Source organism: Paenibacillus rhizoplanae (assembly GCF_042684125.1).
GTDB lineage: Bacteria > Bacillota > Bacilli > Paenibacillales > Paenibacillaceae > Paenibacillus_AQ > Paenibacillus_AQ rhizoplanae.
The window spans coordinates 148,960-171,745 of record NZ_JBHUKY010000021.1 but is presented as its reverse complement, the minus strand read 5'-3'; the positions used below and the strand labels follow the sequence as shown (position 1 = coordinate 171,745).

Genomic DNA, 22,786 nt, shown 5'->3' with positions numbered 1-22,786 from the left:
CTTGTACTGTATTCCATCATTGTGACCCATCATATAATACTGAATATTACATATCCAGTGATTTCGGGTGTTCGTCCGCAGCCGCCGGACGGAACGGCCACCAGTTGGCCCGGCCGAACATGCGCACCATCACCGGCACGAAGAACGGCAGGAATACCAGTGCATATAGCGCCAGACCCGATAACACGACTGTAGCAATCTGCATCATCGACAGGACTCCGGAAGGGTACATCGAGGCGAAGGTACCGCCCAGAATCACTACAGCCGAGAGAATCACTGTCCCCATATTGCGCATGGCGTGCAGGATGGCTTCACGCACATCCCAGGTTTTGTTCTCATTGAAGCGGTCCATCAGGAAGATACTATAGTCCACCCCGAGGGCAATCAGCATGACGAAGCTGAAGAACGGCGTCGTCCAGGTGATTCCCGAATAGTTCAGCAGATGCACGAAGATCGCTTCCGTGATGCCCAGTGCCGTAAAGTAAGTGATTAACAATGAGGCAATGATGTACAGCGGCATAATCATCGAGCGGAACAGCACCACCAGGATGATGAAAATACCGCTTAGCATCAGAATGACCGTACGCGTGTAATCTTCATTGGAGATGGTCTGCAAATCATTGTAGGTGCTGGTCACACCGCTCATGGCTGTCTCCGCATTCTCCAGCTTGGTGCCGGCCACGGCACGGTCAACCGCAGCCTGAATTTGTCCGACACTGTCAATAGCCTTTGCGCTGTATGGATTCCCGGCGAAAACCACATCCAGGGTCATGACCTTGCGGTCCCCCGACAGATAGGTATCGAATACCTGCTGCATCCCCTTGGCCTTGAGAGCCTCTGCCGGAACCAGGAACCCGCTCAGCTCATCATCTTTGGCATCCTGAATCTGCTTGAGGTAGTCCTGCGCTGAGCTTAAGCCTCCGGTGATTTGTCCCAGACCATCCGCACTTTGGGTCAGTCCGTCCGTTAGCTGGCCAAGCTGGCCTGTAAGCTCACCGAACCCGTCGGCAAGCTGCTTCTGCCCGCCCTGGAGCTGTGTAAGCCCGGCAGTGATCGCCGGAAGCTTGCCGACAATCTGCCCTTGGCCGTCTGCCGCCTGCTTCAGCCCGGACTGCAGCTTGCCGATACCGGCTACGAGCTGATCCAGCCCCTTCGCCAGCGCAGCCTGACCCGCTGCCGCTTTGGAATATCCGGCATTGGCCTCCGTCAATCCGGCCGCCGCACCGCTCAGCTGGGCCGAGATCTGGCCCAGTCCTCCGGCAAGTCCCGCAGCTCCCGTACCGCTCTGCGTAACTGTACCTTTGATCGTCTGGTAATTCACATCCTGGAGCAGCTCCGGATAGGCGGCTTCCAGTCCAGAGAAGGAAGCTCCCAGACCGTTAAGCGCATCTGCCACGCCTTGAAGCTGTGTCTGCAGACCGGTGAGGCCCCCGTTCAGTGCTGTCAGGCCGCCGCCGATCTTCTTGTACCCTTCGAGCAGCGCGGCATTGGCCTGTGCCAGTTGCTTCGCACTGCCTGCTGCCTGCGCCAGGCCGGCTCTGATCTCTCCCGCTCCGGCCCCGCCGCTGCGGATACCCTCCTCGATCCGCGTTAGGCCATCGCCCAGCGCGTCAATGCCTTTTTTCAGCTCAGCCGTTCCTTCTGTCAGCTTCGCGCTGCCCGAGGCGGCCTCGGCAAGCTTAGGCCCATTGTCCTTCAGCTGCTTGCTTGCTTCGCTCAGCCCGCTCTGGATCTTGGTTAACCCTTCACTGCTCTGATCCAGACCGTCCGCCAGCGTAGCCACCTGAGTAGGAATCAGGAAGTCATTAATCTGCTCCCCGGTAGGCCGGGACATGCTGCGCACAGCCTTAACGCCATCCACCTTTTCCAGCTCGCGGCTGATCTTCTCTGCAAGGCCCATGTACTCAGCAGTGTCCATCCGGTCGTCATTCTTAATGACAATTTTGCCCGGCATGGATTCACCCGGACCGAAGCTCTCGGATATAATATTGAATCCTTTGACCGAGGCGTAGTTAGGCCCGATCTCATCCATGCTGTTGAAGCTCAGCTTCCCGCTGTAGGTAAGCAGGAACGGTGCCACAACCGCAGCAACGATCAGCAGCGCAGCCCAGGGTCTCTTCAGCGAGAACGAACCGGCCGCTCCCCAGATCCGGCTCTCACTGTGCTCCAGCTTGCCGCGGGAGGGCCAGAACAGCTTAGGACCCAGCACCGCCATGAAGAACGGCACAACGGTCACAAGTGCAAGCAGCATCACCGCTATGCCGACCGCCACCGCCACCGCCGAACGATAGAGCATGAACTTGGACAAGCCGATCGCCACGAAGCCGACGAAGACGGCCAGCCCTGAATAGAACACCGTTCCACCGGCCTTCCGGTAAGTGGCGATGATCGCGCTTTGTGTATCCTCCGAATGAGCAAGCTCCTCCTTGAACCGGCTGATCAGCAGGATACAGTAATCGGTCCCGATCCCGAACATGACAGCCACCATGAAGATCTGGGTGAACGTCGATAGCGGAAAGTCAAAGCGGTCCACCAGGAACGCGACAATCGACTGGGACACGATATAACTCAGCCCCACCGTCAGCAGCGGCACGAACGGAGCAACGAACGAACGGAACACCACGAACAGAATCAGCAGAATAAACACGACTGTGATATATTCCGACTTTTTCAGACCGGCTTCCGAGCTGGCAATCGTATCCTCCGTAATCAGCCCTTCACTGGTCATATAATGCTCCGCCGTAACGTTACTTAGCAGCTCAGCAGACTTGCCCGGCAGCTCCTTGACCGCCGCTTCTCCGCCTTGCACCGACAATGCCACCATAATCGTCTTGCCGTCCCCAGCAATTAGCGTATCCTTCAACTCAGGCTGTGCGAACGGATCTGTAATCGCGCCGAGCTTAAGGGAATCCTTGTTCCCGGCCAGCTTCTCAACACCCTGCTTAATACTCTCGGTGTCTGCGGCCGTCAGCCCCTCAGGCTTATGGAACACCAGGGCTACCTGATGCACCGTCTCCCCGTCCTTAGCCGCAGCGACCTCCTTCATAATCTCCGCAGCCCGCGATGAGGTATAGCCAGCCGGAACAGTGATCTGCCCCTTCTCGCGCACCAGATCGGACATCCCCGGAGCCGTGAGGAATAGCACTACCGCCACAGCCACCCACACCGCGATAACCGCCCATCTTGCCTTCAAAATCGTTCTCAATTGCTTCTCCCCCCTGCATCCTGCATCAGAAATGCCAGCTTCTCAAACATCGTAATAAACAGCTCTATATTGTCATCCTCGAAGTGGAACAAGTATGGGGAGATCACCTGCTGCATCTGCTTCTCAGAGGTCTTGTAGACACTCTCTCCGTATTCCGTCATGGTCAGATACACCTGCCTGCGGTCATTCTCGTCCCGGGTCCGCTGAATCATCCCGGCTTCATCCAGCCGGTTGATGATGGCAGTAATCGAGCTTTTGCCAACGGCGACTGCTTCAGCCAGATACGTCGAGGTGCACTTCTCCTGCCCGCTGATCAGCCTGAGAATGAGGAATTGGTCCGTTGTCAGACCTTCGCCAAAAATATCCCGGAGCCGCGCATTGATCTGCCTCGTAACGACCATATAAGCATCTACGTAGCGATTGATCCATTCTTCTGCGTCTTTCTTCAATGCTGCTTCCGCCTTTCCATATTAGTTCACGTGTCGAACAGTTTCACAGTAAAACTATATTGTCCTTTTCATTAAAAGTCAACTGGTTTTCATGAATTTTACATTGAGATTCATTTGGGCTGTCTCAGCTCCATCTGGCCTGATTTCCAGAAAAATAATGACTATGGTTGTCCCGCGTTAGCCATTCAGATACCAGACTTGTTGCACATTATGCAGGATTTGTGACGGATCAGCGGTCCGGATTCAACTTTGTTGCACATTATGCAGGATTTCCGGAGGTTTGGCTTGGGTTATACCGTGTATTGTTGCAAAATGTGCAGGATTTCCATCCGCTTACCGAGCCGGGCTCTGCCGTGTTGTATAATATGCAGGATTCTCCTGCAAGTTGGTGTGCTTGAACGCAAAAACAGCCACCCCGCACTGTAATGTGCAGAATGGCTGTTTATGAAGAACTGTTTAAAGCAGCCAGGGTTCGGGTTCCAGTTCCAGTTCCGCTACCGCACACCGTCTGCCCGCCTTACTCCTCGTCCTCCGTCTCTTCCACCTCGTAGACACAGCGGAACATTTCGATTCCGGCAGCGTTCTCTCCCAGGCTGTATACCATGAAGCCCAGGCTGCGGTAAAAGTCAGCGGCAATCTCGTCCTCTGTCTCCGCTACCAGATAACGCGGCTGACGGGAGGTGACCAGCTCCAGAATCATGCCGCGCGCGTACCCTTTGCCCCGGTTCTCCGGGAGCACTGCGATATGGCGGATGTCGAGCGAGCCGTCTTCGGTCTCTTCATACCCGGTCAGTCCGAGCAGCAGCCCGTCCTCCTCCCAGCCGCACAGCTGCATGGCCGCAAGCTTACTATATTCCTCCGAAGTGCGTATCAGCACATCCGGGTCATCTATAACCGCATAAGAGAGCAGCTCATTCACCTGCGGTGTGCCGACAAGCGGCTTCAAATCTATCAACATGTGTCTCATCCTCCTAAAATTATACCTGAGCCCAGCGAATCCACTATCCCCGCACCAGCCGCAGCAGCGCATAACCCGTCCAAACCCCAAGCAGGTTAAGCAGCAGATCGTCGATATCCAGGCTCCCGACATGCAGCAGCATCTGCAGCAGCTCCAGTACAAGGATACCCAGTGCAGACAGAAGCGTCAGCCGGATCAAAGAACGGGAGCCGGTGACCACCAGCGGAAGCAGAATGCCAAACGGCGCGAATACCGCCACATTCCCCAGAAGATTCACCAGCCTGTTGGCAGACGATAATCCGTTATTCATATCAAAGTATAAACGCACTGTACGCAGCGGTTCAAGATTGTAACGGAATGGCCCGTCCAGCTGAACCGTCCGTCCGAACCCGATGAACATCCAGTACAGCAGCATTCCGCTATACGCGATCAGCAGCAGCCAGGCCAGGAACCGCCGTCCGGGCGGCAGCGCCTGCTTGGCTGATGAAGCCTTCCCCTTCCGGCGGCCTGCATGCGGCTTAGCGATCCTGGCCACCTTCAATAATCTCAATTGTGCCGTCACTCTTGCCGATGATCGCCAGATCCGCGATCCCGATGAAGAGGCCGTGCTCGACGACTCCCGGAATTCGCTGAAGGGCAAGCGCCAGCTCTGCCGCCGATTCAATCGCTACAAAACGGCAGTCGGCGATATAATTGCCGTTATCCGTCTTGTACAGGTCTTCACCGCTGCGCCGCAGCTCCGTCTTGCAGCCCAGCTTAGCCAGAGCGGCAACCGTCCACTCCCAGGCAAACGGTACAATCTCCACCGGCAACGGGAACTTTCCGAGCGTGGTCACCGCCTTGCTCTCATCGGCCACAACGATCATGCGGGCGCTGCCCATGGCGACAATCTTTTCCCGCAAAAGCGCACCGCCGCCGCCCTTAATCAGCTGCAGCGCCCCGTCCAGCTCATCCGCCCCGTCAATCGTCAGGTCGAGGCTGTCCACATCACCGAACGCTACCAGCGGAATGCCCAGCTCACGGGCCTGATCCTCAGACGCCTGTGAGGTAGCTACGGCCGTAATCTGCAAGCCCCCGCTCACCCGCTCACCCAGCTTGCGGATGGCCCAGTAAGCAGTTGAGCCTGTTCCCAGGCCTACCTTCATCCCGTCCTGCACATATTCAACTGCCTTCTCCGCTGCCAGCTGTTTCACATTGATACTCATTTTATTCCCTCCATGTTATCCGTTATAATGAACGAAGTGGAATCGGCTGTGCCTGTCCACAAGGAATTCTTATCCTTACCCATCAGCCTGACACTAATAATCCATCAGGAGGTATCCGCATGAGAACTGAGAACCAGATCCAATCCAAAATCAACGAAATGACGCTCCAGCGCAGATCCCTGGAGTCACGCCTGACTCCCCTGCCCCCCGGTGACCCGCAGCGGACCGCCCTGGGCGCCCAGCTTAACCGGCTAGAAGAGCTGATTCTAATGCTGGAATGGGTACTGAACGCCCCAGCGGGCAAGTATCACGCCTGAATCCCGGGCTTTGGCCGAGGCAGGCTTTTGCCGTAACACATACTATCCGGATCACCTATGTAAGGCCCGAACAGGTCAATAGGCTGGTAGCCGTGCTTCAGATATAAGGCAATGGATTCCGGCTGCTTGATGCCGGTCTCCAGCCGGATCTCACCGCATCCTGCGGCGATAGCCCGTGCCTCCAGATCCTGCAGCATCCGGCTGGCGATTCCCTGCTTACGGGAACCCGGATCTACATAGAACCGCTTCAGCTCCATTATAGAGCTCTGCGGATCAAGCGGACGCAGCGCGCCGCAGCCTACCGCCCGCTCATTCTGGTACGCGACCACGAACGTCATCTCCTGCACCTTAGGGTCAGAGAAATCCACACCATAGATCATCTCATGCGGATAACGGGACTTCAAATCCTTATCGAGCTGGTCGACCAGCGCTCTCAAATCTGTGTTGTGCGGATCAACGCGCACGAAATTCACTTCAGTTACAGGGTTCAAGGTAACGCACTCCTTCATCTTTTCTATCGGTTCTCCAGCGTCTGTTCAGCTATAATTCCCAAACATCGCCCCGTACAGCCCGGCATTCTCATGCTCGAAGCAGATGAAATCGATCTGCCGCAGCGGCATCTCTGCCGGGCTCTTCGCGCGGACATACCCAACTACAGCTTCCAGCGCCGTTTTACAGGCCAGCTCCTTCGGGAAGTTGTAAATGCCCGTGCTGATGTTCGGAAAAGCCAGGCTCTTCACCCCATGGGCGCAGGCCAAATCAAGGCTGCTCTTATAGCATCTGGCCAACACAGCCGCTTCACCGGCCTTACCGCCCTTCCAGATCGGCCCAACCGTATGTATCACTCCGCGAAAAGCAAGCCGCCCCGCACTGGTGAGCGCAGCTTCGCCGGGAAGGATGCCACCCTGCTTCTGGCGGATAACCGCGCATTCCTCCGCAATTCCCGGGCCCCCGGCCCGGTGTATAGCCCCGTCCACTCCCCCGCCTCCATACAGACCGGAGTTCGAGGCGTTGACGATCATCTCGCCCTGCCAGGCGGTTATATCACCCTCCTGCACAGACAGGACTACATCATTAACGTTGATCTGCATAGCGGGTCTCCTCCTTCGCCGCAGTCTCCATCGCCTGAATCAGTTCCTTCTCACCCCTGCGGGCAGCCTTCCCTGAAAAAGAAACATGCGTAAGCCGGCCCCCCTGCACTGCGGCCTGGCGGAGAATGCCCAGCATATAATTCTGCGCATCAGATAACGCCATCTCGCCCGTACCGGCTGCAACCCTACATAGGGCACGGGTCGTTCCCGCCTCTGCCTCCGGCAGGTCTTCTTCCCCGCGCTCATACACCGTGAATTGAAACAGCGGTACAGCTTCCGGCAGCTCCTCGTCCGCAGAGAACCTCTGATTATATACCGAATACATCAGATTGCCGGTATGTGTCCTGGAAGCATGTGTCTCTTGCTCCGCAAGAATTCTGCTGTTCTGATAAGCAATAATTCCGGCCGTGAGCAGCAGAAACAGCACCGCTCCCACAATCAAAGTATACATTCCTGTCACCAGCCCATCGCCTGTAATGAACAATACCGCTTCTATAGTATCATGGACAGAAGTAGCCGGGAATGGTCCTACCCATGTAAAAACAATTTTTTGCGCCGATTCCATAAAGTTATTTTGAGAGATTCAAATTAACAGTTGAAACTTCACGTGGCATGTCTCATAATGAAGTGGAGCCTGCTGTTTTGTCAAATCCATACGAAATCAAGGGAGGATACCTGGAAATGAAATTTTTCTTGGATACCGGAAATATTGAGGAAATCAAACGTATTACCCGCCTCGGATTAGTGGATGGCGTAACGACGAACCCGTCGCTGATTGCCAAGGAAGGCAGATTGTTTAAGGACGTAATCAAAGAGATCGTAGCGATTGTCCCTGGTCCTGTAAGCGCTGAGGTTATCGGTCTTACGGCTGAAGAGATGCTTAAGGAAGCTTACGAGATCGCTGAATGGGCTCCGAACGTGGTCATCAAGCTGCCTATGACCGAAGATGGTCTGGAAGCTTGTTATGAATTGACCAAAAAAGGCATCAAAACCAACGTAACGCTCGTATTCTCCGCTGCTCAAGGCCTCATGGCCGCCAAGGCAGGAGCTACTTATATCAGTCCGTTCGTCGGACGTCTGGATGATATCGGTGTAGACGGCATGAAGCTGATCAAGGATCTGAAGACGATTCTGACCAACTACGACCTGAAATCCGAGATCATCGCCGCCAGTATCCGCAACATTGCCCATGTGGAGCAAGCTGCCATTGCCGGCGCTCACATCGCTACCATCCCGGGATCACTCCTGCCATCGCTCTGGAAGCACCCGCTGACCGATAATGGTATCGAACGCTTCCTCAAGGACTGGGAGAAGGTTCCACAGGTTTAAAAACAAAGCATAAAGTTCAAGCCCCTTTCCGCATTATGCGGAGCGGGGCTTTTTTGGTGTTGTTAGATTGGACGGACGCCATACAGCCTTGACCCATTTACTTGTTATGCTTATACTTGTTGTAACAAGTAATTTCAAAGGAGCAGTTCATTTATGACTCTTTCCTCACCTCAGCAATTCCTCGGCTTCCTGCTGGGCTCCACCCATCGGAGAATCTCAGTGAGCTTCGCCCGGGCGCTGAAGCCGTATGACATCACACCCGAGCAATGGTCCACCCTGCTGATGATCTGTGACCGCAGCGGAGTCAGCCAGAAGGAGGTTGCCGTTGCCTCCGCCAAAGACCAGCCGACCACCGCCCGGATCGTGGAGCTCCTGCTCAAGAAAGGCTTCATTACCAAAACAGCCAACCCGGAGGACCGCAGGGCGTTCCAGCTCTACGCCACCGCAGAGGGGCAGGCGTTAATCGAGAACACTATAGCACTGGAGCAGCAGACTATAGATATGGCTGTATCCGGGTTGCAGCCGCAGCAGCTTGAAGATCTCCGCAGTATGCTGGAGCAAATCTATCACAACACCGGAAATATACATCAGGAATAGGAGTCAAAACACTTGAATCAATCATCTGAACGTCTATGGACTACATCCTTCATTACACTCACCCTTTGCAATCTCCTGCTGTTCATAGGACTGCAGATGACCTTGTCTACCCTTCCGGCTTATGCGGAAAGTGCTTTGCATGCTTCATCCGTACAGGTCAGCCTTGTCACCAGCCTGTTCGCTTTCAGTGCGATTGCCTCCCGCCTCTTCTCGGCCAGAGCCATGGAGAAAGGCGGGCGCAACCTGCTGATCTTCCTCGGCCTTGCCATTTCCTTGTCTGCGGTGGCGGGATATTATTTCGCAGGCAGCATCTTCACCCTGCTGCTATTCCGCATGCTGTTCGGCATAGGCTTCGGTATGGCCAGCACAGCGTTCCCGACCATGGCCTCCGATGTTATCCCCATCCGGCGGATGGGCGAGGGCATGGGCTATTTCGGATTATCCACCAGCCTAGCCATGTCGGCTGGCCCGTTGATCGGACTCAGCCTGCTGCAAGGACCAGGATTCGGGTCCCTGCTGTTGGGGACGGCTGTCGCGCTTGCTCTGATCCTGCCGATGGGCTTCCGCCTGGCGAAGTCACTGCCTGGCGGACATCTGGAGCCGCCCGCAGTTCCGGCTGCAGCTGCGGGAAGCAATCCTTACCGCAGGCTGCTGCTTCCCTGCCTGCTTAACTTCCTCTTATCGATCTCTTACGGCGGGCTGCTGGGCTTCCTGGCGCTCTACGGGCAAGAGAAGCACCTCCAGCATATCGCTTACTTCTTCCTGTTCAATGCCGTAGCCATCCTAGTGATCCGGCCGCTGTCCGGCAGAATCTATGACCGCTTCGGCCCGGCTGCCCTGCTCATCCCGGGAAGCCTGTTCATCGTCGCCGGCCTGCTGCTGCTGTCCTTCGCCTCCACAACGGCGGGCTTGTTCCCGGCTGCTCTATGCTACGGCTTCGGCTTCGGCTCCATGCAGCCTGCGCTCCAGACCTGGATGATCCAGTCTGTCGAGCCGCGCCAGCGCGGGTTAGCCAACGGAATGTTCCTGAACTCCCTGGATCTCGGTGTCGCCATCGGCTCCATACTGCTCGGTGCTGTCGCCATGTTCACCAGCTACGCCGTAATGTACCGGTATTCGATCTTGGCACCTCTCCTGCTGCTCGCTGTTTATCTTATGGTACTCGTGACTCAGCGATCCCGTAAGCACAAAGCGGCCCTACAGGGATAGCAGGAAGCTACACTTCCGTGGAAAAGACAAAAACCGCCTCGCGTCACACGCGCAGGCGGTTTTGTCTTTTCATACCTATTTCTCACTTCTCCTGCGTACCAGCCGTAACCGTTTCACGCACAGCAGCAGGCATGAACGGGCTTGGCTCTCCCAGACTGTAGATATGAAGCAGATGCATCGCCCGGGTACAGGCGGTATAGAACAGCTTACGTTCATGTTCACGCCCGTATTTCTCAGCGGAACCGTTATAGATGATTACAGCATCGAACTCGACACCCTTGGCGAGGTAGGCCGGAAGCACCAGCGTCCCTTTTTGAAAATTAGGTGTTTCCTTCGTGACCAGCCGCACCGGCAGCCGCTTCTCCAGTTCACGGTGCACCTGTGCGCTCTCTTCCGCTGTCTTGCAGATCACGGCCACATAATGATAACCCTCTGCATGAAGCTTCAGCACATCCTGTTCCACTGAGGAGAGCAGATCCGCTTCACTGTCCACCAGCGTCAGGAGCGGCTCCTCCCCCCGGCGGTGAAAGGGTACGATCTTCTCGCCACCGGGAATCATCGCCCGCGTGAATTCAACAATCTCATACGTAGAACGGTAGCTGCGGGTCAAGGAGATCACCTCAGTGTTCTCTTCACCATAGATACTCACCAGCCCCGCCAGATCTCCCAGCACCTCGCCTTGGGCATAGATCGCCTGGTTCAGGTCGCCGAGCACGGTCATTTTGGCCCGGGGAAACAGGCGGCGCATGAATTCCAGCTGGAACGGCGAGTAATCCTGCACCTCATCGACAATGACATGACGGATCAGCGTGTTCGTCCGGAAGCCCTGGCTAAGCTCCTTCAAATACAGGAACGGCGTCGCATCTTCATAGGCCAGCTCATTGCTCCTAATCGCAGCCAGCGTCTGTGCGCAGATCTCATCCCACGCTTCTGGCAGCGGCTGGCGGGTATCCAGGCTCTCAATCAGCTCACGACCTTCGAATAAGCGGCTGTACAGCGCCTTCACATCCACGAAGCGTCCGCGCTTGGTCCAGCCGCGCAGCGGCTTAAGACGCTGGCTGACCACGTAGCGGGCCAGCAGGATTCGCTCCGCCTCATAATCATCGAAGCTGTCGTTATGCCCTCCGCCCTTGCGGCGCATCTGGTTGTAGGCCCGCTGATAATCGCTGTTATCCATCAGCTCAATTTGCTCGTCTACCCAGGCCGCACTCCGCTCTTCTACGCCGAAGGCCGCAATTTTTTTGAGCAGCCAGCCCGTCATCAGCTCAATCCGGTTCGCCAGCTTGATGCCCGGGTCATAGCTGTAGAACTGGCGCTCCATCTCTTCCTTAGAGGCAACGGCCTTCCCCTGGAACATCAGCGGCTTGAACAGCATGCCTTCATGCTCCAGCAAATTCACATATTGCCGGATAGCACTAAGGAAGGACACCGATGATTTATAAGCAATGCCTTCCCGGCGTATGAACGCTTCCTCTCCGTCCGGGGCATTCAGCAGACTCTCCGTCTGGCTGAACACATCCTCCAGCTGAAATTCCTGGCCCAGCCGGTGCTCCAGATACATCTGGAAGGTCGTCTGCTGCATATTCTCTTCCCCCAGCTCAGGCAGCACAGTGGATACATAGCTGTTGAACAAGGGGTTAGGCGAGAAGAGCAGCATCTGATCCGCCTGAAGCACCTCACGGTACTTGTAGAGCAGATAGGCTACCCGCTGGAGCGCCGCAGAAGTCTTGCCGCTGCCGGCAGCTCCCTGCACAACCAGCATCCGGCTTTTATCATTACGGATAACCGCGTTTTGCTCCTTCTGGATAGTAGCTACGATCGATTTCATCCGGTCATCGGCGCTGTGGCTCAGCACCTGCTGAAGCAGCTCATCGCCGATGGTGACGCCCGTGTCGAACATGACTTCAATCTCACCGTTGTCAATCACGAATTGGCGCTTCAGCTCCATGGTGCCCGTAATCTGTCCGCCCGGCGTCGCATAGGATGCAGGTCCCGGTGCCCCGTCATAATACAGGCTCGAGATAGGCGCGCGCCAATCGTAGATCAGGAAGGTCCCGTTATCCTCCATCAGCGAACCGATGCCCAGATAGATGGTGTCAGCCGCAGCATCCCCCGCCTCGGAGAAATCAATTCGGCCAAAATAGGGCGATACCACCAGCTTTTTATATTTTTTGAGCGACTTGCTGGATTGCAGATGATGGCGTTCGCGTTCGTTCAGAATCTGTGCCTGCTGCCGCAGACTGGTTGAAGTCTCCCCCAGGTCGTCGGGGCTGCTGAAGTTCACTGTGACCTCTTCCCAGAAGTCTTTGCGCATATCCACGACATCCGTGCGGTGGAGTCCCAGCTCCTCTGACAGCAGCCGGATATGGGTAGACAGCAGCTTGGTGATGTCACTTACCCGCTCCTGCTCCTTTTGCCACTCGTGATCATGTTTATCCAATTCATTTCATCCCCTTCGGAAGGTTGACTAACAATGTTACCAACTCTGTAGTCCTTTTACAAGTTTTTGCCATATAATCTTACGCTCTAAATTTTCTCACTCAGCACAACACTTTCCTTGTCTTCTGCGTTCATGCGGTGGATCTGGTCGGCCACCTTGTCCAGACGCTCCAGCTGATAGCCGTAGTCATAGATGGCCGCCGCCACTACCGACAGACGGAGCTGCCCGGATTTCTGCGGATCATACCCGTTAATGGCGGATTTCAGGAAGCGGTCATTATCCTCCGCCAGCGGCTCGGAGTCATTAGCCCCCGGCTTCAGCTTATCCTCGAATTTCAGCAGAATGTACTCATGATACTTAATCAGCTGCTCCAGATGACGGTCGAACAGCTCATCCGTTTGCTCCGTCCGGTCAGCCTGGAAATAATGCCGGTCAATCGCCTCAAGCACCTGATAGCCCTTTTGCAGGGAATTCAGCAGGTTTTTGTAGACTACCATCTGTCTCGTCTGACTGTATTTAGCCCTGCGGAGCTGCTTCTGCTCTTCCTCAAACAACGCGTATTTATCAGCCAGCGCTTTAATCGAGCCCTCCAGGCCATTCTTCTCATCCCGGAACACACTTTCCTTCATCTCATGCGACACCGCCGTCCGCAGCAGCAGCGACAGGCTGGTGAACACATTCTCAATCTGCTGGATGTATTGCTTGCGCGGCTGCGGCGGAAATACGGAAATATTGATAATAAATGCCGACAGAATCCCGGTCAAAGTCAGCAGGAACCGGGTTAATGCGAACTGCCACTGACCGGAAGCCTCCATGACAGAGATGACTGTGACCAGCGTCAGGCCGATCGTATCGGCGCGGTTCATTTTCATGCTGATCATAATCACCAGGATACATACCAGTCCAACCGCAATCGGTTCATTGGAGAGCAGCATTCCGGCAAGCAGCGCTATCACCGCCCCCATCGTGCTGGTCTGGATCTGATCCAGGAAATACCGCCATGATCTGTAAATGGACGGCTGCATGGCAAAGATTGCCGCAATAGCCGCACCGACAGGAGAGGCGAAGTTGAATAGAACGGACAGATAAAGGGCAAGCGTTACGGCCATTCCTGTTTTGAGTATGCGGGCACCGAAAGCCAAGTCCATCCCTCCCAAGAGCTTGAAGCTTATCATAATTACTGCGGATGTTCATCCTTTATGTATATCCTGTTATTACCCATGATCTACGCTGGCGAATTTTAGTATGTCTTAAGCCGGGCTTCAGGATTCTTTCAGCTTTCAGGGAATACTGTTATACCGGGTAGTAACTACAACCATCAGAAGAGGTGTATTCATGAAAAAAACGACCCGCACGATAACCGCATGGGCAGCAGCCATGATGCTTACTATAGCTCCTGCTGCCGCCTATGGCGAACAGTTGCCCAAAGGCACTGCAACCCCTCCGCCAGTATCCCCGCATACCGGCAGAGAGCATGCCCCTCCCCGCAGCGCAGACCGGAATTTCAGGGCCGGAGGCCATTTCATTATCAGTGAAACGGCTGAGCTGCTCGGAATGGGCCGTGAAGAGCTGATTACCAGCCTGAAGTCGGGCAAGACCCTGACCGGCCTGGCCCAGGAGAAGAAAGGCTGGAGCCAAGACCAGTATGTCCAGAAGCTGAGCGATGCCGCCAGCCTGAAGCTGGATGGATTCGTCAAGGAAGGGAAGCTGACGCAGGAAGACGCGGCGAAGCTAAAGCCAGGCCTGCCAACGCTGATCAAGCGCAGCCTCAGCCGTGTAGCCCAGCTTCACCAAGGCAAGCCGTCACCGCCGCCTGCTGCAACGAAGGCCCCCTGAACAGGCTGCAGATGCCCGGAAGACTACTTCTTCCGGGCATTCTTTATGTTATGCGGCTTCGCCTTGTGATTCCGGTAAGCCTCGAAGCAGGCAGCCGACAGCATCAGCCAGGCTCCGCTCGCGGCATAGCCGCCGACCACATCACTCGGATAATGCACCCCCAGATAAATCCGGCTCCAGCCGATCCCCCCCGTCATCAGCACAGTGAACAGAATCAGCAGTAACCGCTCGCTCCGGCTATGCATATGCCGCCATAGCAGATAGGCAATGACTCCATATAACGAGAAGGCTGCCATCGAATGCCCGCTGGGGAAGCTGTATCCCGCCTGCTCAATCAGCCTGTGGATGGTGGGACGCTCCCGGTGGAACCACAGCTTCAGCAGCGTGTTCAGCAATTGTGAGCCAAGGCCTACCCACAGGAACAAGGCAAGCTCCAGCCGGTGCTTCAGGGCGAAGAAGAGTATGAGCATGGTCAGCAGGGAGATCCCGACCGCCAGCTTCGAGGAGCCGACCAGAGATAAGCCTTTGGCCAGCGCCGTCAGCGGCGGGGATTCCATCGATTGCACGAACCGGATCACCGCATCGTCGAAGCCCCGGGCTCCGCCCAGCTTAACCAGTAATGCAATCAGGATAAAAGCCAGCAAAAACCCTATAAACCACCGGAATCCACGGGACCAGTAATGATAATATAGCATAACTACCCCCTTGTCTATTTGTCAGGCCTTATGAACACATTTCCTGGGAAGGTCTGTGCCGTGTTATAATGGCCTGGAGAAATTATTTCAATTAAAGATGGAGTGCTGCCAAGTGGAAAGTCTAAAATTGCAGGAACGTTTGTTGAACCAGTGCATCTCAACAAAGATGCCTGTGACGATCTTTACAACTAACGGAGTCAAAATGCAGGGACTGGTAACCTCTTATGACGCTTATACGATCACCTTGCAGGGTCAGGGTGACGGGAGACAGAATGTACTCTTCAAATCAGCAGTCTCTACCGTGGTGCCGCTGAAGCCCGTCTCACTCAAATAAGCTGTCTGCACGGCGCACATTCTAACCTAAGCTACTACAAATGAACCGTACAGGAACTCAAAAGGAACACCGGAGCAGCATCCCGGTGTTCCTTTTGCCGTTGACTCCTCAGGGTCAGGCAGCCTCTCCTATGCGGGGAAGACCGCCGGCATCACGCATACCGGCTTCGACAGCTCGGCTGTATTGCCGGTGAAGCTCAGGCGGCCGCTGCCTTCGTCCAGGGAGAAGACGACCAGATTATTGCCATCCCGGTTGGCCACAATCAGATAAGCTCCATCCGGTGTAACCGTGAAGTGACGGGGATGTCCGCCTTTGGTGGATACATGCTCTACCAGAGTCAGCCCGGCCGTCTGCGGATTCACAGCATATTGAACGATGCTGTCATGTCCGCGGTTCGAGCCGTACAGATATTTGCCATCCTTAGAGAATGCGATCTCTGCACAGCTGTTCTGGTCGGCCCCATATCCTTCAGGCAGTGTGGATACGGTAGCAGCAGTCTTCAGGGTTCCTGCCGCAGCATCATACAGGAATGATGTGACCGTGCTGTCCAGCTCATTAATGACGTACGCGGACTTCCCGTCTGGATGAAATACGAAATGCCGCGGTCCTGCCCCGGCATGCAGCGGGGTATCTCCAATCGCTTCAAAGGTTCCCGCTTCTGCATCTATCCGGTAGCTGCGGATCAGATCCAGTCCCAGATCCGAGACGAACAGGTAACGTCCATCGGGGCTGAAGATCGCCGAATGCGGATGCGGGCGGTCCTGGCCTGGTGTCGCTCCATGTCCGGTATGCTGGGCAGTATCCGTCAATGCTACCGGCAGTCCTTCTTGGTCCAGCGTGAGGAGTCCAACCGATCCCCCGTGATAGCTGCACACTATAAGATGTTCATTCTTGGCGTCCCGGTTAATGTTACAGGTCGTGCTCTGGCCTTTGCCTTCAGAAGGCATAGTCTGAATCCGCTGCAATTCGCTCAGCTTGCCGGTCTCAGGATCGATAGCGAAGGTTATAACCTCCCCTTCCTTGCCTCCCGTTCCATTCGGCTTCTCCCCTATGGCGTACAGCTTCCGGCCGGAAGGGTCCACATTGACAAACGTAGGATTCGTCAGGCCTTCTGCGGTATCCAGCCGCTCCAGAGTACCCCCGGCTTCACCGTCAAAAGCGAACACCTGGATTCCGCTCTCTTCTGCGGTGGCATACGAACCGGTAAATAACAGCAGCTTCGTCTTCTCGTTCATCTAGAATTCCTCCTCATGTTAAACAGCCATCTATATAATTTACATTTTTTCGTGAGGTATGACAAATGCAACGGAAAAAATGACAAAAAACATTTCAAAAATAAGACTTCTCAAGTCATTCAGAGTATGATATAATGAAAGCGCTAACATTAATGTTATTAATCAAGATAAAGGGGGAACACGAATGAGCAGCCTGCTGGAAGCCAGAAATGTATATGAGGACTTCGAGGTGGAGACAGACATTCTGTTCTTTAAGGTCGGGGACCATGACCTGGTCATTTTTCACGGCAGAAACTACAATATTAAAAAGAGAATGACTGCCGAGCAACTGAACCGCTTATTGTCGAGCAACAGCTATTATCACGTGTACGGGAGCTGCTACGTGAACCTGAACAAGATCAGTTCCATCGAGGACGACTGCATCTACTTCGGTGAAATGGGCCTATATGCCAAGTCTGTACGTGTTCCCAGACGTAAGCAGGAGAACATCCGTCATCTGCTTAAAGGACTGGGCTCCTAGAACCGGCACCTGCCCGCAGACATCTACAGCTTGGGGATACACCATTCTATTCATGGATTCATTACAGTCTCTCTCATCAGGCCGGAGCGCATCTGGGGACACCCGTGCTGCTCCGGTTTTTCCTGTGTTTACCTGTTTCTTAATGGAATCTTAAAAAGTAATTCAGCTTTTTTATACTTTCTTAAGGTTTGGAATTCTGTTTTCTGGTAAAGTTGTAGAAAGACAGGCACCACCTATATTGAAGGGAGTCATTAATTATAATGGACAAAAAAGATTTCAATGAAAATGAAAAGCTAGAAAACGGCATTACGCCGGAAGAGAACGACGCTTCTGTGATTATTCCGGCAGAAGAAATTCAAACTGCAGGAACAGCCTCTGTACCGCAGGAACCTGTACAAGCCGCAGCTGAGGGCTCCGGCAGACCGCAAGCTCCACGAGTTGAAGAAAGCGTTCCCGTGATGAACAAAGTCGGCGGCGGAGGTACTCCTCCTTCCTCACCTGCTGCATCCGGCGGCGGTAAAGGCTGGATGATTGCATCGCTCGTACTCGCAGCAGCGCTGATCGTAGTACTGATCGTACAGCCCTTCAAGAAAGATGACAGCAAAATTGCCGTTGCTTCCGTGAACGGAACAGACATCACCAAAGCGCAGCTATATGATAAATTGGTTGAAGCCGGCGGGGAATCCACCCTGCAAAACCTGATTACTACCACACTTGTAGGCCAGGAAGCCAAGAAGGCCAACATTAAGGTTACCGATGCTGACATTAATCAGGAAATCGAAGATCTCAAAACCCAGTTCGGCGGCGAGGAAGCGCTCAATAACGCTTTGCAGCAGAGCTCGATGACGATTGAAGATCTGAAGAAGCAAATGCCGCTCCAGGTTGAGATCCGCAAGCTAATCGAACCTAAGATCACAATTACCGACGCAGATATTTCTAAATATTTTGACGAGAATAAGGCTAAATACAATCAGGAAGAGGAAGTACGCGCTTCCCACATTCTAGTGAAGACTAAGGAAGAAGCCGAAGCCATTGTTAAGCAGCTCAAAGAGGGTGGAGACTTTGCCGCATTGGCCAAGGAAAAATCCGCTGATACCGGCTCCAAGGACAAAGGCGGCGATCTTGACTTCTTCAAACGCGGAGACATGGTTGCTGAATTCTCCGATGCTGCCTTCAAGATGAAGGTTGGCGAAACCAGCGGTGCAGTGAAGTCCGAGTATGGCTACCACATTATCAAGGTTACCGACCGCAAGGAAGCCAAGGAATATACACTCGCCGAGAAGAAAGATGAGATCAAAAAGACTCTAATTGCACAAAAAGTGTCTGAGATGTCTGCTACCTGGTTGGCGGATCTGAACAAGAATTCCAAGATCACGAATACACTGACTGACAAACCGGATGCATCCGCTACTCCGGCAGCAAGTGAAGCTCCTGCTGCTGCAACGGAAGCACCAGCTACGAAATAACGAATACTGTATTGGTGTACAAGCTATTTATACAAAGAGGACAGGCGGATACCCGCTTGTCCTCTTTGCTTGTGTACAGATATAAGCCTGACTACCGCCGTCCAGACTGAGTTGTCAGTGGTCCTTTTTACGGATCTGCTTATCGTGATTCTCGCCCCACTCTTTGGCTTGTGCGGTAGCAATGGCAATGGCCCGCCCCTCGTCATATCCGTCCTCCAGCAGCGCATTGGCAATCTCCACCGCTTTGTTGCGAACAGGTGCAGTGAAGTTCTTCAGTGAATCCGGGTAGTTCTCCTTATTCCATGGCATAACAAAAACCTCCTTGATCGGGCTATATTCATACTTAGCCGGATCAGGGAGGTTCTAAACTGCTTATCGCAAGATTTACTTACTTCATTACCTTCACGCGTTCTTCAATCGGCTGGAATTCCTTCTCGCCTGGAGGAGTCAGGATGTTACCGAATGGCATCTGGGCAATCAGCTTCCAGTCCGCAGAAATACCGAAGGTCTCCTTCACTTCATCGTCGATCAGCGGGTTATAGTGCTGAAGGGAAGCTCCCAGACCTTCTTCGGCGAAGGCAGTCCATACTACGTATTGCAGAATCCCGGAGGATTGGTTGGACCAGATCGGGAAGTTCTCAGCATACAGTGCAAAGTTCTCCTGCAGGTGCTTCACCACTGCCTGATCTTCGTAGAAGAGCACAGTGCCGTAGCCTGCTTTGAAGGAGGACAGCTTCTGGGCAGTACCTTCGAATTGTTCAGTAGGAACGATCTTACGCAGGGTTTCTGCCGTAATATCCCACAGCTTATCATGTTGTTCGCCCAGTAATACTACAGCTCTGGAGCTTTGCGAGTTGAAGGAAGTTGGGCTATGTAGAACAGCCTCTTCTACAATCTTTTGGATTTGTTCATCAGAGATTGGGGATTCTTTACTGATGGCGTATATGGAACGTCTACCTTTTACCGCTTCAAAAAAAGTCTTAGACATAAAATAACTACCTCCATTTAATTAAGTAACTTACTTTTTTTAATTATAACACTTTTCCGGTCTGAATACAACACATCGTTCACAACATTTTCCTGCACAAGCTCTTTATTTGTATATCCGCTCTTAGTGTCGCTGAATTGAGTTCATTTATGCACCTTCCACTATTTTCTATAAGCTATTCTGGAGGTTCAGAAACAACGGCTAACATATCGTATATACAATCCGGTCATAAATAAGCTACAATGATTCAGCTAAAATACAGAAAGAAGGTTAAGCCATGCGCGCTTTTCTTCATAAGAGCACAACCCTTACGGTGAAGCTCATCTTAATGATGCTCCTCCCTTCCCTCCTCATCCTCAGCGGATGTAAAGACTCCGCTTCTTCTGCCTTGGACGCTGTTCCAGCGGCCGCAGAGGCCGTGACCCCTGCTACAGAATCCGGAGAACCTGTATCCTTCTGGGTCGCCACCGATACGCATTATCTGGACAAAGCCCTGGAGGATGGCGGTCAAGCCTTCCAGACCTATGTCACAGGCGGCGATGGCAAAATGCTCCCCTACAGCGATGAGCTGACCGAAGCACTGGTCCGTGATGTGGAGCAGAACAAGCCGGCCTTCCTCATTCTGAGTGGCGACCTCACCAATAACGGTGAAGCGGGTAGTCATAAGGAGCTGGCCGCGAAGCTGCACCGGATGGAGGCTGCCGGAACCCGCGTCTACGTGACTCCGGGTAATCATGATATTAACAACCCCTGGGCCAGATCGTTCGACGGTGACAAGCAGGTCGTTGCCAAGCATATTAATGTAGAGGATTTCCTGCGCATCTATGACGATTTCGGATATAACGAAGCAGTCTCGCGGGATAAAGACAGCTTAAGCTATGTCGTGAAGGCAGCTCCCGGCCTTTGGCTGCTGATGCTTGACAGTGCCCAGTATGCGCATAACGAAGAATATAATTTTCCGCAGACCGACGGGCGTCTTCTGCCCTCCACCCTTGCCTGGATTGACGACAATATGAAGCTGGCCGCTCAGGAGCATGCGTCTGTGATTACCGTGATGCATCATAATCTGCTGAGCCATACCTCCATGGCTGTATCCGGGTTCAAGCTTAATAACGGCCAGGAGACGATGAAGGCTTTTCGCAAAAACGGGCTAAATCTGGTATTATCCGGGCATATTCATATGCAGGATATCCGCCGCGATCCTCCAGCAGCCTCGATAGATCCGGCCTTGCCTGTCTATGATATTGCTACAAGCGCCTTCGCGGTGAACCCGCACCAGTACGGCAGAATGACCTTCGATCCCGCATCGCGGGCAGTGACCTACCACACCGCTCAAGTAGATGTTGACGGCTGGGCCAAGGCCAAACATAAGACTGATCCGCACCTGCTAAACTTCAAAGCGTATGCGGAGCAGATCTTCGCAGAGAATTCGTATGACAAAGCGATGAACAAGCTGAAGGAGAGCAGCTTCACAGAAGCTCAGAAGCAGTCGATGGCAGAGGTGATGTCGAAGCTGAACGTGAAGTATTTTGCCGGGAACGCTGCTGATTCGCTGGAGGAGATCCGGTCGATGCCGGGATTCAAGCTGTGGGAGAGTATGGAGGGCGGCTTCATGTCCGGATACATCCGCAGTATGGCGGAGCATGCAGAAGTGAGCAATACCTCGCTGGAGATGGTTCTGACTACACAATAGCAGACAGCAAAGCCTCCCTTACGTTCGGCAATTCCTTGTGCGAATTGGTACATAGTTAAGAATTACGGATAACAGGGCTATACCTAACGCTTACTTTGCGGTTCGCACTGGAGTAATTAGAAAAAAAGTTGAAGAAAGATCATTCAACGGGTGTATGACCATCGGGCTCATTTTGCCGGTGAATCTCAAGCGTATGAAATCACTACTCGTACCATGTAGGATGTCTGCCACATACTTTCCATTTAGCGAGATCGTGAAATCCTCCCCGTTCTTCTCGAGTATTGATACTTCATCCTCAATATCTCCGATTTCTGCGGTTTGGGATAACAAACGTAGTGTATCGGCAGTGGTCTCTAACCTTATAATACTTTCACTGGCCAATACCGTTGTCCGTTCGACGGCTTTTAACAGAGGGGCTGTTCCAATCGTAATCTCTGATATAAAAGTGTGCGGAATCACATGGTGCAGGGACGGGTACTCCCCCTCAATTAAAGCAGATTGAACCATAATATGGTTAGCAGTGAATCTAATATGACGGTTGGTTACTTCAACTTCTGTTGTTCTGTCCTCGCCATCCATGATTTTAACCGCTTCAACTAAATTTCTGCCAGGAACAATAATATGCCTCTCCATCTCAGCATCATGTTCCACATCTATAGTCCGGGAAGCCAGACGAACACCGTTAGTAGCCGTTAACTGTAACCGATGATTTCGATACTGAAAAGATACCCCAGTCAACACAGGCCTATGTTCTGATGAAGAAGCCGCTCCTGCCACCTGTAGGATGGAATCCTTCAATAGTTGATTATTAACTGCTAATTTAAGTGCAGCATGATTCTCAGCAGGATGTATCGCCGGATAATCTACAGCATCCATTCCGCATAACCGGATTTGTGTATGTTCTGAGGATATGCTGAGCCGTAAGGAGCTGTCGACTTCCAAAGTAATCATCCCAGAATCAGACTTACGTATTATTTCACAAAAATACCTTGCCGGTACAACCACTTCTCCAATTCTCTGAACCGTCAAAGAGCTATCTTCACCGGGAATCCGGTACAGGATAGTCATACTGCTATTGCTTGCGGTAACTATTAATTCGTTGGTTAGAGCTTGTATATGAACCCCTGCCAGTATGGGAATCCGTTGGTTTGCCGGTACAGCCTTTAGCACTTGCTGAAGAGCTTTGAGAAGAATATCCTTGCTTACGTTGATCCGCACG

24 protein-coding genes are annotated in these 22,786 nt (G+C 53.3%); 9 read left to right on the top strand and 15 right to left on the bottom strand.

What is annotated here, in order from left to right; all coding sequences use genetic code 11:
* Positions 1–46: 46 nt before the first annotated feature.
* The 5 genes from ACFSX3_RS11010 to rpiA all read right to left on the bottom strand — a co-directional run bounded on the left by ACFSX3_RS11010 (position 47) and on the right by rpiA (position 5,811).
* Positions 47–3,205, bottom strand: a complete 3,159-nt coding sequence (locus ACFSX3_RS11010; protein ID WP_209985626.1) for an MMPL family transporter — start codon at positions 3,203–3,205, stop codon at positions 47–49.
* Positions 3,202–3,654 (bottom strand): MarR family winged helix-turn-helix transcriptional regulator, encoded by a 453-nt coding sequence (locus ACFSX3_RS11005; protein WP_209985623.1) that lies wholly within the window; start codon positions 3,652–3,654, stop codon positions 3,202–3,204. The genes ACFSX3_RS11010 and ACFSX3_RS11005 overlap by 4 nt, the downstream gene beginning before the upstream one ends.
* Before the next feature lie 517 nt (positions 3,655–4,171).
* Positions 4,172–4,612, bottom strand: coding sequence for a GNAT family N-acetyltransferase (locus ACFSX3_RS11000; RefSeq protein ID WP_209985620.1), 441 nt, complete (start codon positions 4,610–4,612; stop codon positions 4,172–4,174).
* A gap of 43 nt (positions 4,613–4,655) precedes the next feature.
* The gene (locus ACFSX3_RS10995; protein ID WP_379256680.1) at positions 4,656–5,162 is read right to left on the bottom strand and encodes a VanZ family protein; all 507 of its coding nucleotides are present in this window, start codon (positions 5,160–5,162) and stop codon (positions 4,656–4,658) included.
* A complete protein-coding gene (gene rpiA / locus ACFSX3_RS10990) occupies positions 5,131–5,811 on the bottom strand; it encodes a ribose-5-phosphate isomerase RpiA (protein WP_209986366.1) in 681 nt (226 codons plus the stop codon). Before rpiA ends, ACFSX3_RS10995 begins: the two co-directional genes overlap by 32 nt.
* Before the next feature lie 125 nt (positions 5,812–5,936).
* Between rpiA and ACFSX3_RS10985 the strand changes: the two genes are divergently transcribed.
* Positions 5,937–6,134: a hypothetical protein gene (locus ACFSX3_RS10985; RefSeq protein WP_209985617.1), complete on the top strand. Its 198-nt coding sequence runs from the start codon at positions 5,937–5,939 to the stop codon at positions 6,132–6,134.
* Here the strand turns inward: ACFSX3_RS10985 and ACFSX3_RS10980 are convergent.
* From ACFSX3_RS10980 to ACFSX3_RS10970, 3 genes are read right to left on the bottom strand one after another with little or no spacing between them, the layout of a single operon-like run.
* On the bottom strand, positions 6,125–6,625 hold the full coding sequence (locus ACFSX3_RS10980; protein WP_379256681.1) for a GNAT family N-acetyltransferase: 501 nt from the start codon (positions 6,623–6,625) through the stop codon (positions 6,125–6,127). The two genes, ACFSX3_RS10985 and ACFSX3_RS10980, sit on opposite strands and share 10 nt — an antisense overlap.
* A 45-nt stretch (positions 6,626–6,670) precedes the next feature.
* The gene (locus tag ACFSX3_RS10975) at positions 6,671–7,225 is read right to left on the bottom strand and encodes a macro domain-containing protein (RefSeq protein ID WP_209985611.1); all 555 of its coding nucleotides are present in this window, start codon (positions 7,223–7,225) and stop codon (positions 6,671–6,673) included.
* Positions 7,209–7,676, bottom strand: a complete 468-nt coding sequence (locus ACFSX3_RS10970; protein WP_379312868.1) for a hypothetical protein — start codon at positions 7,674–7,676, stop codon at positions 7,209–7,211. The genes ACFSX3_RS10975 and ACFSX3_RS10970 overlap by 17 nt, the downstream gene beginning before the upstream one ends.
* A gap of 230 nt (positions 7,677–7,906) precedes the next feature.
* Here ACFSX3_RS10970 and fsa point away from each other — a divergent pair, with 230 nt between their 5' ends.
* The 3 genes from fsa to ACFSX3_RS10955 all read left to right on the top strand — a co-directional run bounded on the left by fsa (position 7,907) and on the right by ACFSX3_RS10955 (position 10,360).
* The gene (fsa, locus tag ACFSX3_RS10965; protein WP_036694437.1) at positions 7,907–8,554 is read left to right on the top strand and encodes a fructose-6-phosphate aldolase; all 648 of its coding nucleotides are present in this window, start codon (positions 7,907–7,909) and stop codon (positions 8,552–8,554) included.
* Between the two features lie 153 nt (positions 8,555–8,707).
* Entirely contained in the window at positions 8,708–9,151 is a 444-nt protein-coding gene (locus ACFSX3_RS10960; protein ID WP_209985606.1) for a MarR family winged helix-turn-helix transcriptional regulator, read from the top strand.
* 12 nt (positions 9,152–9,163) lie between these two features.
* On the top strand, positions 9,164–10,360 hold the full coding sequence (locus ACFSX3_RS10955) for an MFS transporter (protein ID WP_209985603.1): 1,197 nt from the start codon (positions 9,164–9,166) through the stop codon (positions 10,358–10,360).
* Between the two features lie 82 nt (positions 10,361–10,442).
* Here ACFSX3_RS10955 and helD read toward each other — a convergent pair whose 3' ends face one another.
* Positions 10,443–12,800, bottom strand: coding sequence for an RNA polymerase recycling motor HelD (gene helD, locus ACFSX3_RS10950; protein ID WP_209985600.1), 2,358 nt, complete (start codon positions 12,798–12,800; stop codon positions 10,443–10,445).
* An 86-nt stretch (positions 12,801–12,886) separates the two neighbouring features.
* Positions 12,887–13,942 carry an FUSC family protein gene (locus tag ACFSX3_RS10945; RefSeq protein WP_209985596.1) on the bottom strand — a complete coding sequence of 352 codons (1,056 nt, stop codon included), beginning with the start codon at positions 13,940–13,942 and terminating at the stop codon, positions 12,887–12,889.
* 193 nt (positions 13,943–14,135) lie between these two features.
* Here ACFSX3_RS10945 and ACFSX3_RS10940 point away from each other — a divergent pair, with 193 nt between their 5' ends.
* Positions 14,136–14,636, top strand: coding sequence for a hypothetical protein (locus ACFSX3_RS10940; RefSeq protein ID WP_209985593.1), 501 nt, complete (start codon positions 14,136–14,138; stop codon positions 14,634–14,636).
* A 23-nt stretch (positions 14,637–14,659) separates the two neighbouring features.
* On the opposite strand, the gene ACFSX3_RS10935 is transcribed toward ACFSX3_RS10940, so the two are convergent.
* A complete protein-coding gene (locus tag ACFSX3_RS10935) occupies positions 14,660–15,331 on the bottom strand; it encodes a phosphatase PAP2 family protein (RefSeq protein ID WP_209985591.1) in 672 nt (223 codons plus the stop codon).
* A 112-nt stretch (positions 15,332–15,443) separates the two neighbouring features.
* Between ACFSX3_RS10935 and hfq the strand changes: the two genes are divergently transcribed.
* The gene (hfq, locus tag ACFSX3_RS10930; protein WP_051478328.1) at positions 15,444–15,665 is read left to right on the top strand and encodes an RNA chaperone Hfq; all 222 of its coding nucleotides are present in this window, start codon (positions 15,444–15,446) and stop codon (positions 15,663–15,665) included.
* A 128-nt stretch (positions 15,666–15,793) separates the two neighbouring features.
* Here hfq and ACFSX3_RS10925 read toward each other — a convergent pair whose 3' ends face one another.
* Positions 15,794–16,900 (bottom strand): lactonase family protein, encoded by a 1,107-nt coding sequence (locus ACFSX3_RS10925; protein ID WP_209985588.1) that lies wholly within the window; start codon positions 16,898–16,900, stop codon positions 15,794–15,796.
* A 184-nt stretch (positions 16,901–17,084) separates the two neighbouring features.
* Between ACFSX3_RS10925 and ACFSX3_RS10920 the strand changes: the two genes are divergently transcribed.
* Together ACFSX3_RS10920 and ACFSX3_RS10915 are read left to right on the top strand one after the other, a co-directional pair.
* Positions 17,085–17,420 carry a LytTR family transcriptional regulator DNA-binding domain-containing protein gene (locus tag ACFSX3_RS10920; protein ID WP_209985585.1) on the top strand — a complete coding sequence of 112 codons (336 nt, stop codon included), beginning with the start codon at positions 17,085–17,087 and terminating at the stop codon, positions 17,418–17,420.
* A 260-nt stretch (positions 17,421–17,680) separates the two neighbouring features.
* Positions 17,681–18,886, top strand: a complete 1,206-nt coding sequence (locus ACFSX3_RS10915) for a foldase protein PrsA (protein WP_209985582.1) — start codon at positions 17,681–17,683, stop codon at positions 18,884–18,886.
* A 114-nt stretch (positions 18,887–19,000) separates the two neighbouring features.
* Here ACFSX3_RS10915 and ACFSX3_RS10910 read toward each other — a convergent pair whose 3' ends face one another.
* Positions 19,001–19,195 (bottom strand): DUF2188 domain-containing protein, encoded by a 195-nt coding sequence (locus ACFSX3_RS10910; protein ID WP_209985580.1) that lies wholly within the window; start codon positions 19,193–19,195, stop codon positions 19,001–19,003.
* A 79-nt stretch (positions 19,196–19,274) separates the two neighbouring features.
* Entirely contained in the window at positions 19,275–19,874 is a 600-nt protein-coding gene (locus tag ACFSX3_RS10905; RefSeq protein WP_209985577.1) for a nitroreductase family protein, read from the bottom strand.
* 277 nt (positions 19,875–20,151) lie between these two features.
* Between ACFSX3_RS10905 and ACFSX3_RS10900 the strand changes: the two genes are divergently transcribed.
* Positions 20,152–21,567 (top strand): metallophosphoesterase, encoded by a 1,416-nt coding sequence (locus tag ACFSX3_RS10900; protein ID WP_209985575.1) that lies wholly within the window; start codon positions 20,152–20,154, stop codon positions 21,565–21,567.
* Between the two features lie 90 nt (positions 21,568–21,657).
* Here the strand turns inward: ACFSX3_RS10900 and dnaN are convergent, their stop codons facing one another.
* Positions 21,658–22,785, bottom strand: a complete 1,128-nt coding sequence (dnaN, locus tag ACFSX3_RS10895; RefSeq protein ID WP_209985572.1) for a DNA polymerase III subunit beta — start codon at positions 22,783–22,785, stop codon at positions 21,658–21,660.
* Between the last annotated feature and the right edge of the window lies 1 nt (position 22,786).

Excerpts from the sequence above, each read along its gene's own strand:
- ACFSX3_RS11000 (WP_209985620.1), bottom strand. The coding sequence starts at position 4,612 with ATGTTGATAGATTTGAAGCCGCTTGTCGGCACACCGCAGGTGAATGAG.
- ACFSX3_RS10985 (WP_209985617.1), top strand. The coding sequence starts at position 5,937 with ATGAGAACTGAGAACCAGATCCAATCCAAAATCAACGAAATGACGCTC.
- ACFSX3_RS10975 (WP_209985611.1), bottom strand. The coding sequence starts at position 7,225 with ATGCAGATCAACGTTAATGATGTAGTCCTGTCTGTGCAGGAGGGTGAT.
- ACFSX3_RS10970 (WP_379312868.1), bottom strand. The coding sequence starts at position 7,676 with ATGTATACTTTGATTGTGGGAGCGGTGCTGTTTCTGCTGCTCACGGCC.
- fsa (WP_036694437.1), top strand. The coding sequence starts at position 7,907 with ATGAAATTTTTCTTGGATACCGGAAATATTGAGGAAATCAAACGTATT.
- ACFSX3_RS10960 (WP_209985606.1), top strand. The coding sequence starts at position 8,708 with ATGACTCTTTCCTCACCTCAGCAATTCCTCGGCTTCCTGCTGGGCTCC.
- ACFSX3_RS10940 (WP_209985593.1), top strand. The coding sequence starts at position 14,136 with ATGAAAAAAACGACCCGCACGATAACCGCATGGGCAGCAGCCATGATG.
- ACFSX3_RS10935 (WP_209985591.1), bottom strand. The coding sequence starts at position 15,331 with ATGCTATATTATCATTACTGGTCCCGTGGATTCCGGTGGTTTATAGGG.
- ACFSX3_RS10925 (WP_209985588.1), bottom strand. The coding sequence starts at position 16,900 with ATGAACGAGAAGACGAAGCTGCTGTTATTTACCGGTTCGTATGCCACC.
- ACFSX3_RS10920 (WP_209985585.1), top strand. The coding sequence starts at position 17,085 with ATGAGCAGCCTGCTGGAAGCCAGAAATGTATATGAGGACTTCGAGGTG.
- ACFSX3_RS10915 (WP_209985582.1), top strand. The coding sequence starts at position 17,681 with ATGGACAAAAAAGATTTCAATGAAAATGAAAAGCTAGAAAACGGCATT.
- ACFSX3_RS10910 (WP_209985580.1), bottom strand. The coding sequence starts at position 19,195 with ATGCCATGGAATAAGGAGAACTACCCGGATTCACTGAAGAACTTCACT.
- ACFSX3_RS10905 (WP_209985577.1), bottom strand. The coding sequence starts at position 19,874 with ATGTCTAAGACTTTTTTTGAAGCGGTAAAAGGTAGACGTTCCATATAC.
- ACFSX3_RS10900 (WP_209985575.1), top strand. The coding sequence starts at position 20,152 with ATGCGCGCTTTTCTTCATAAGAGCACAACCCTTACGGTGAAGCTCATC.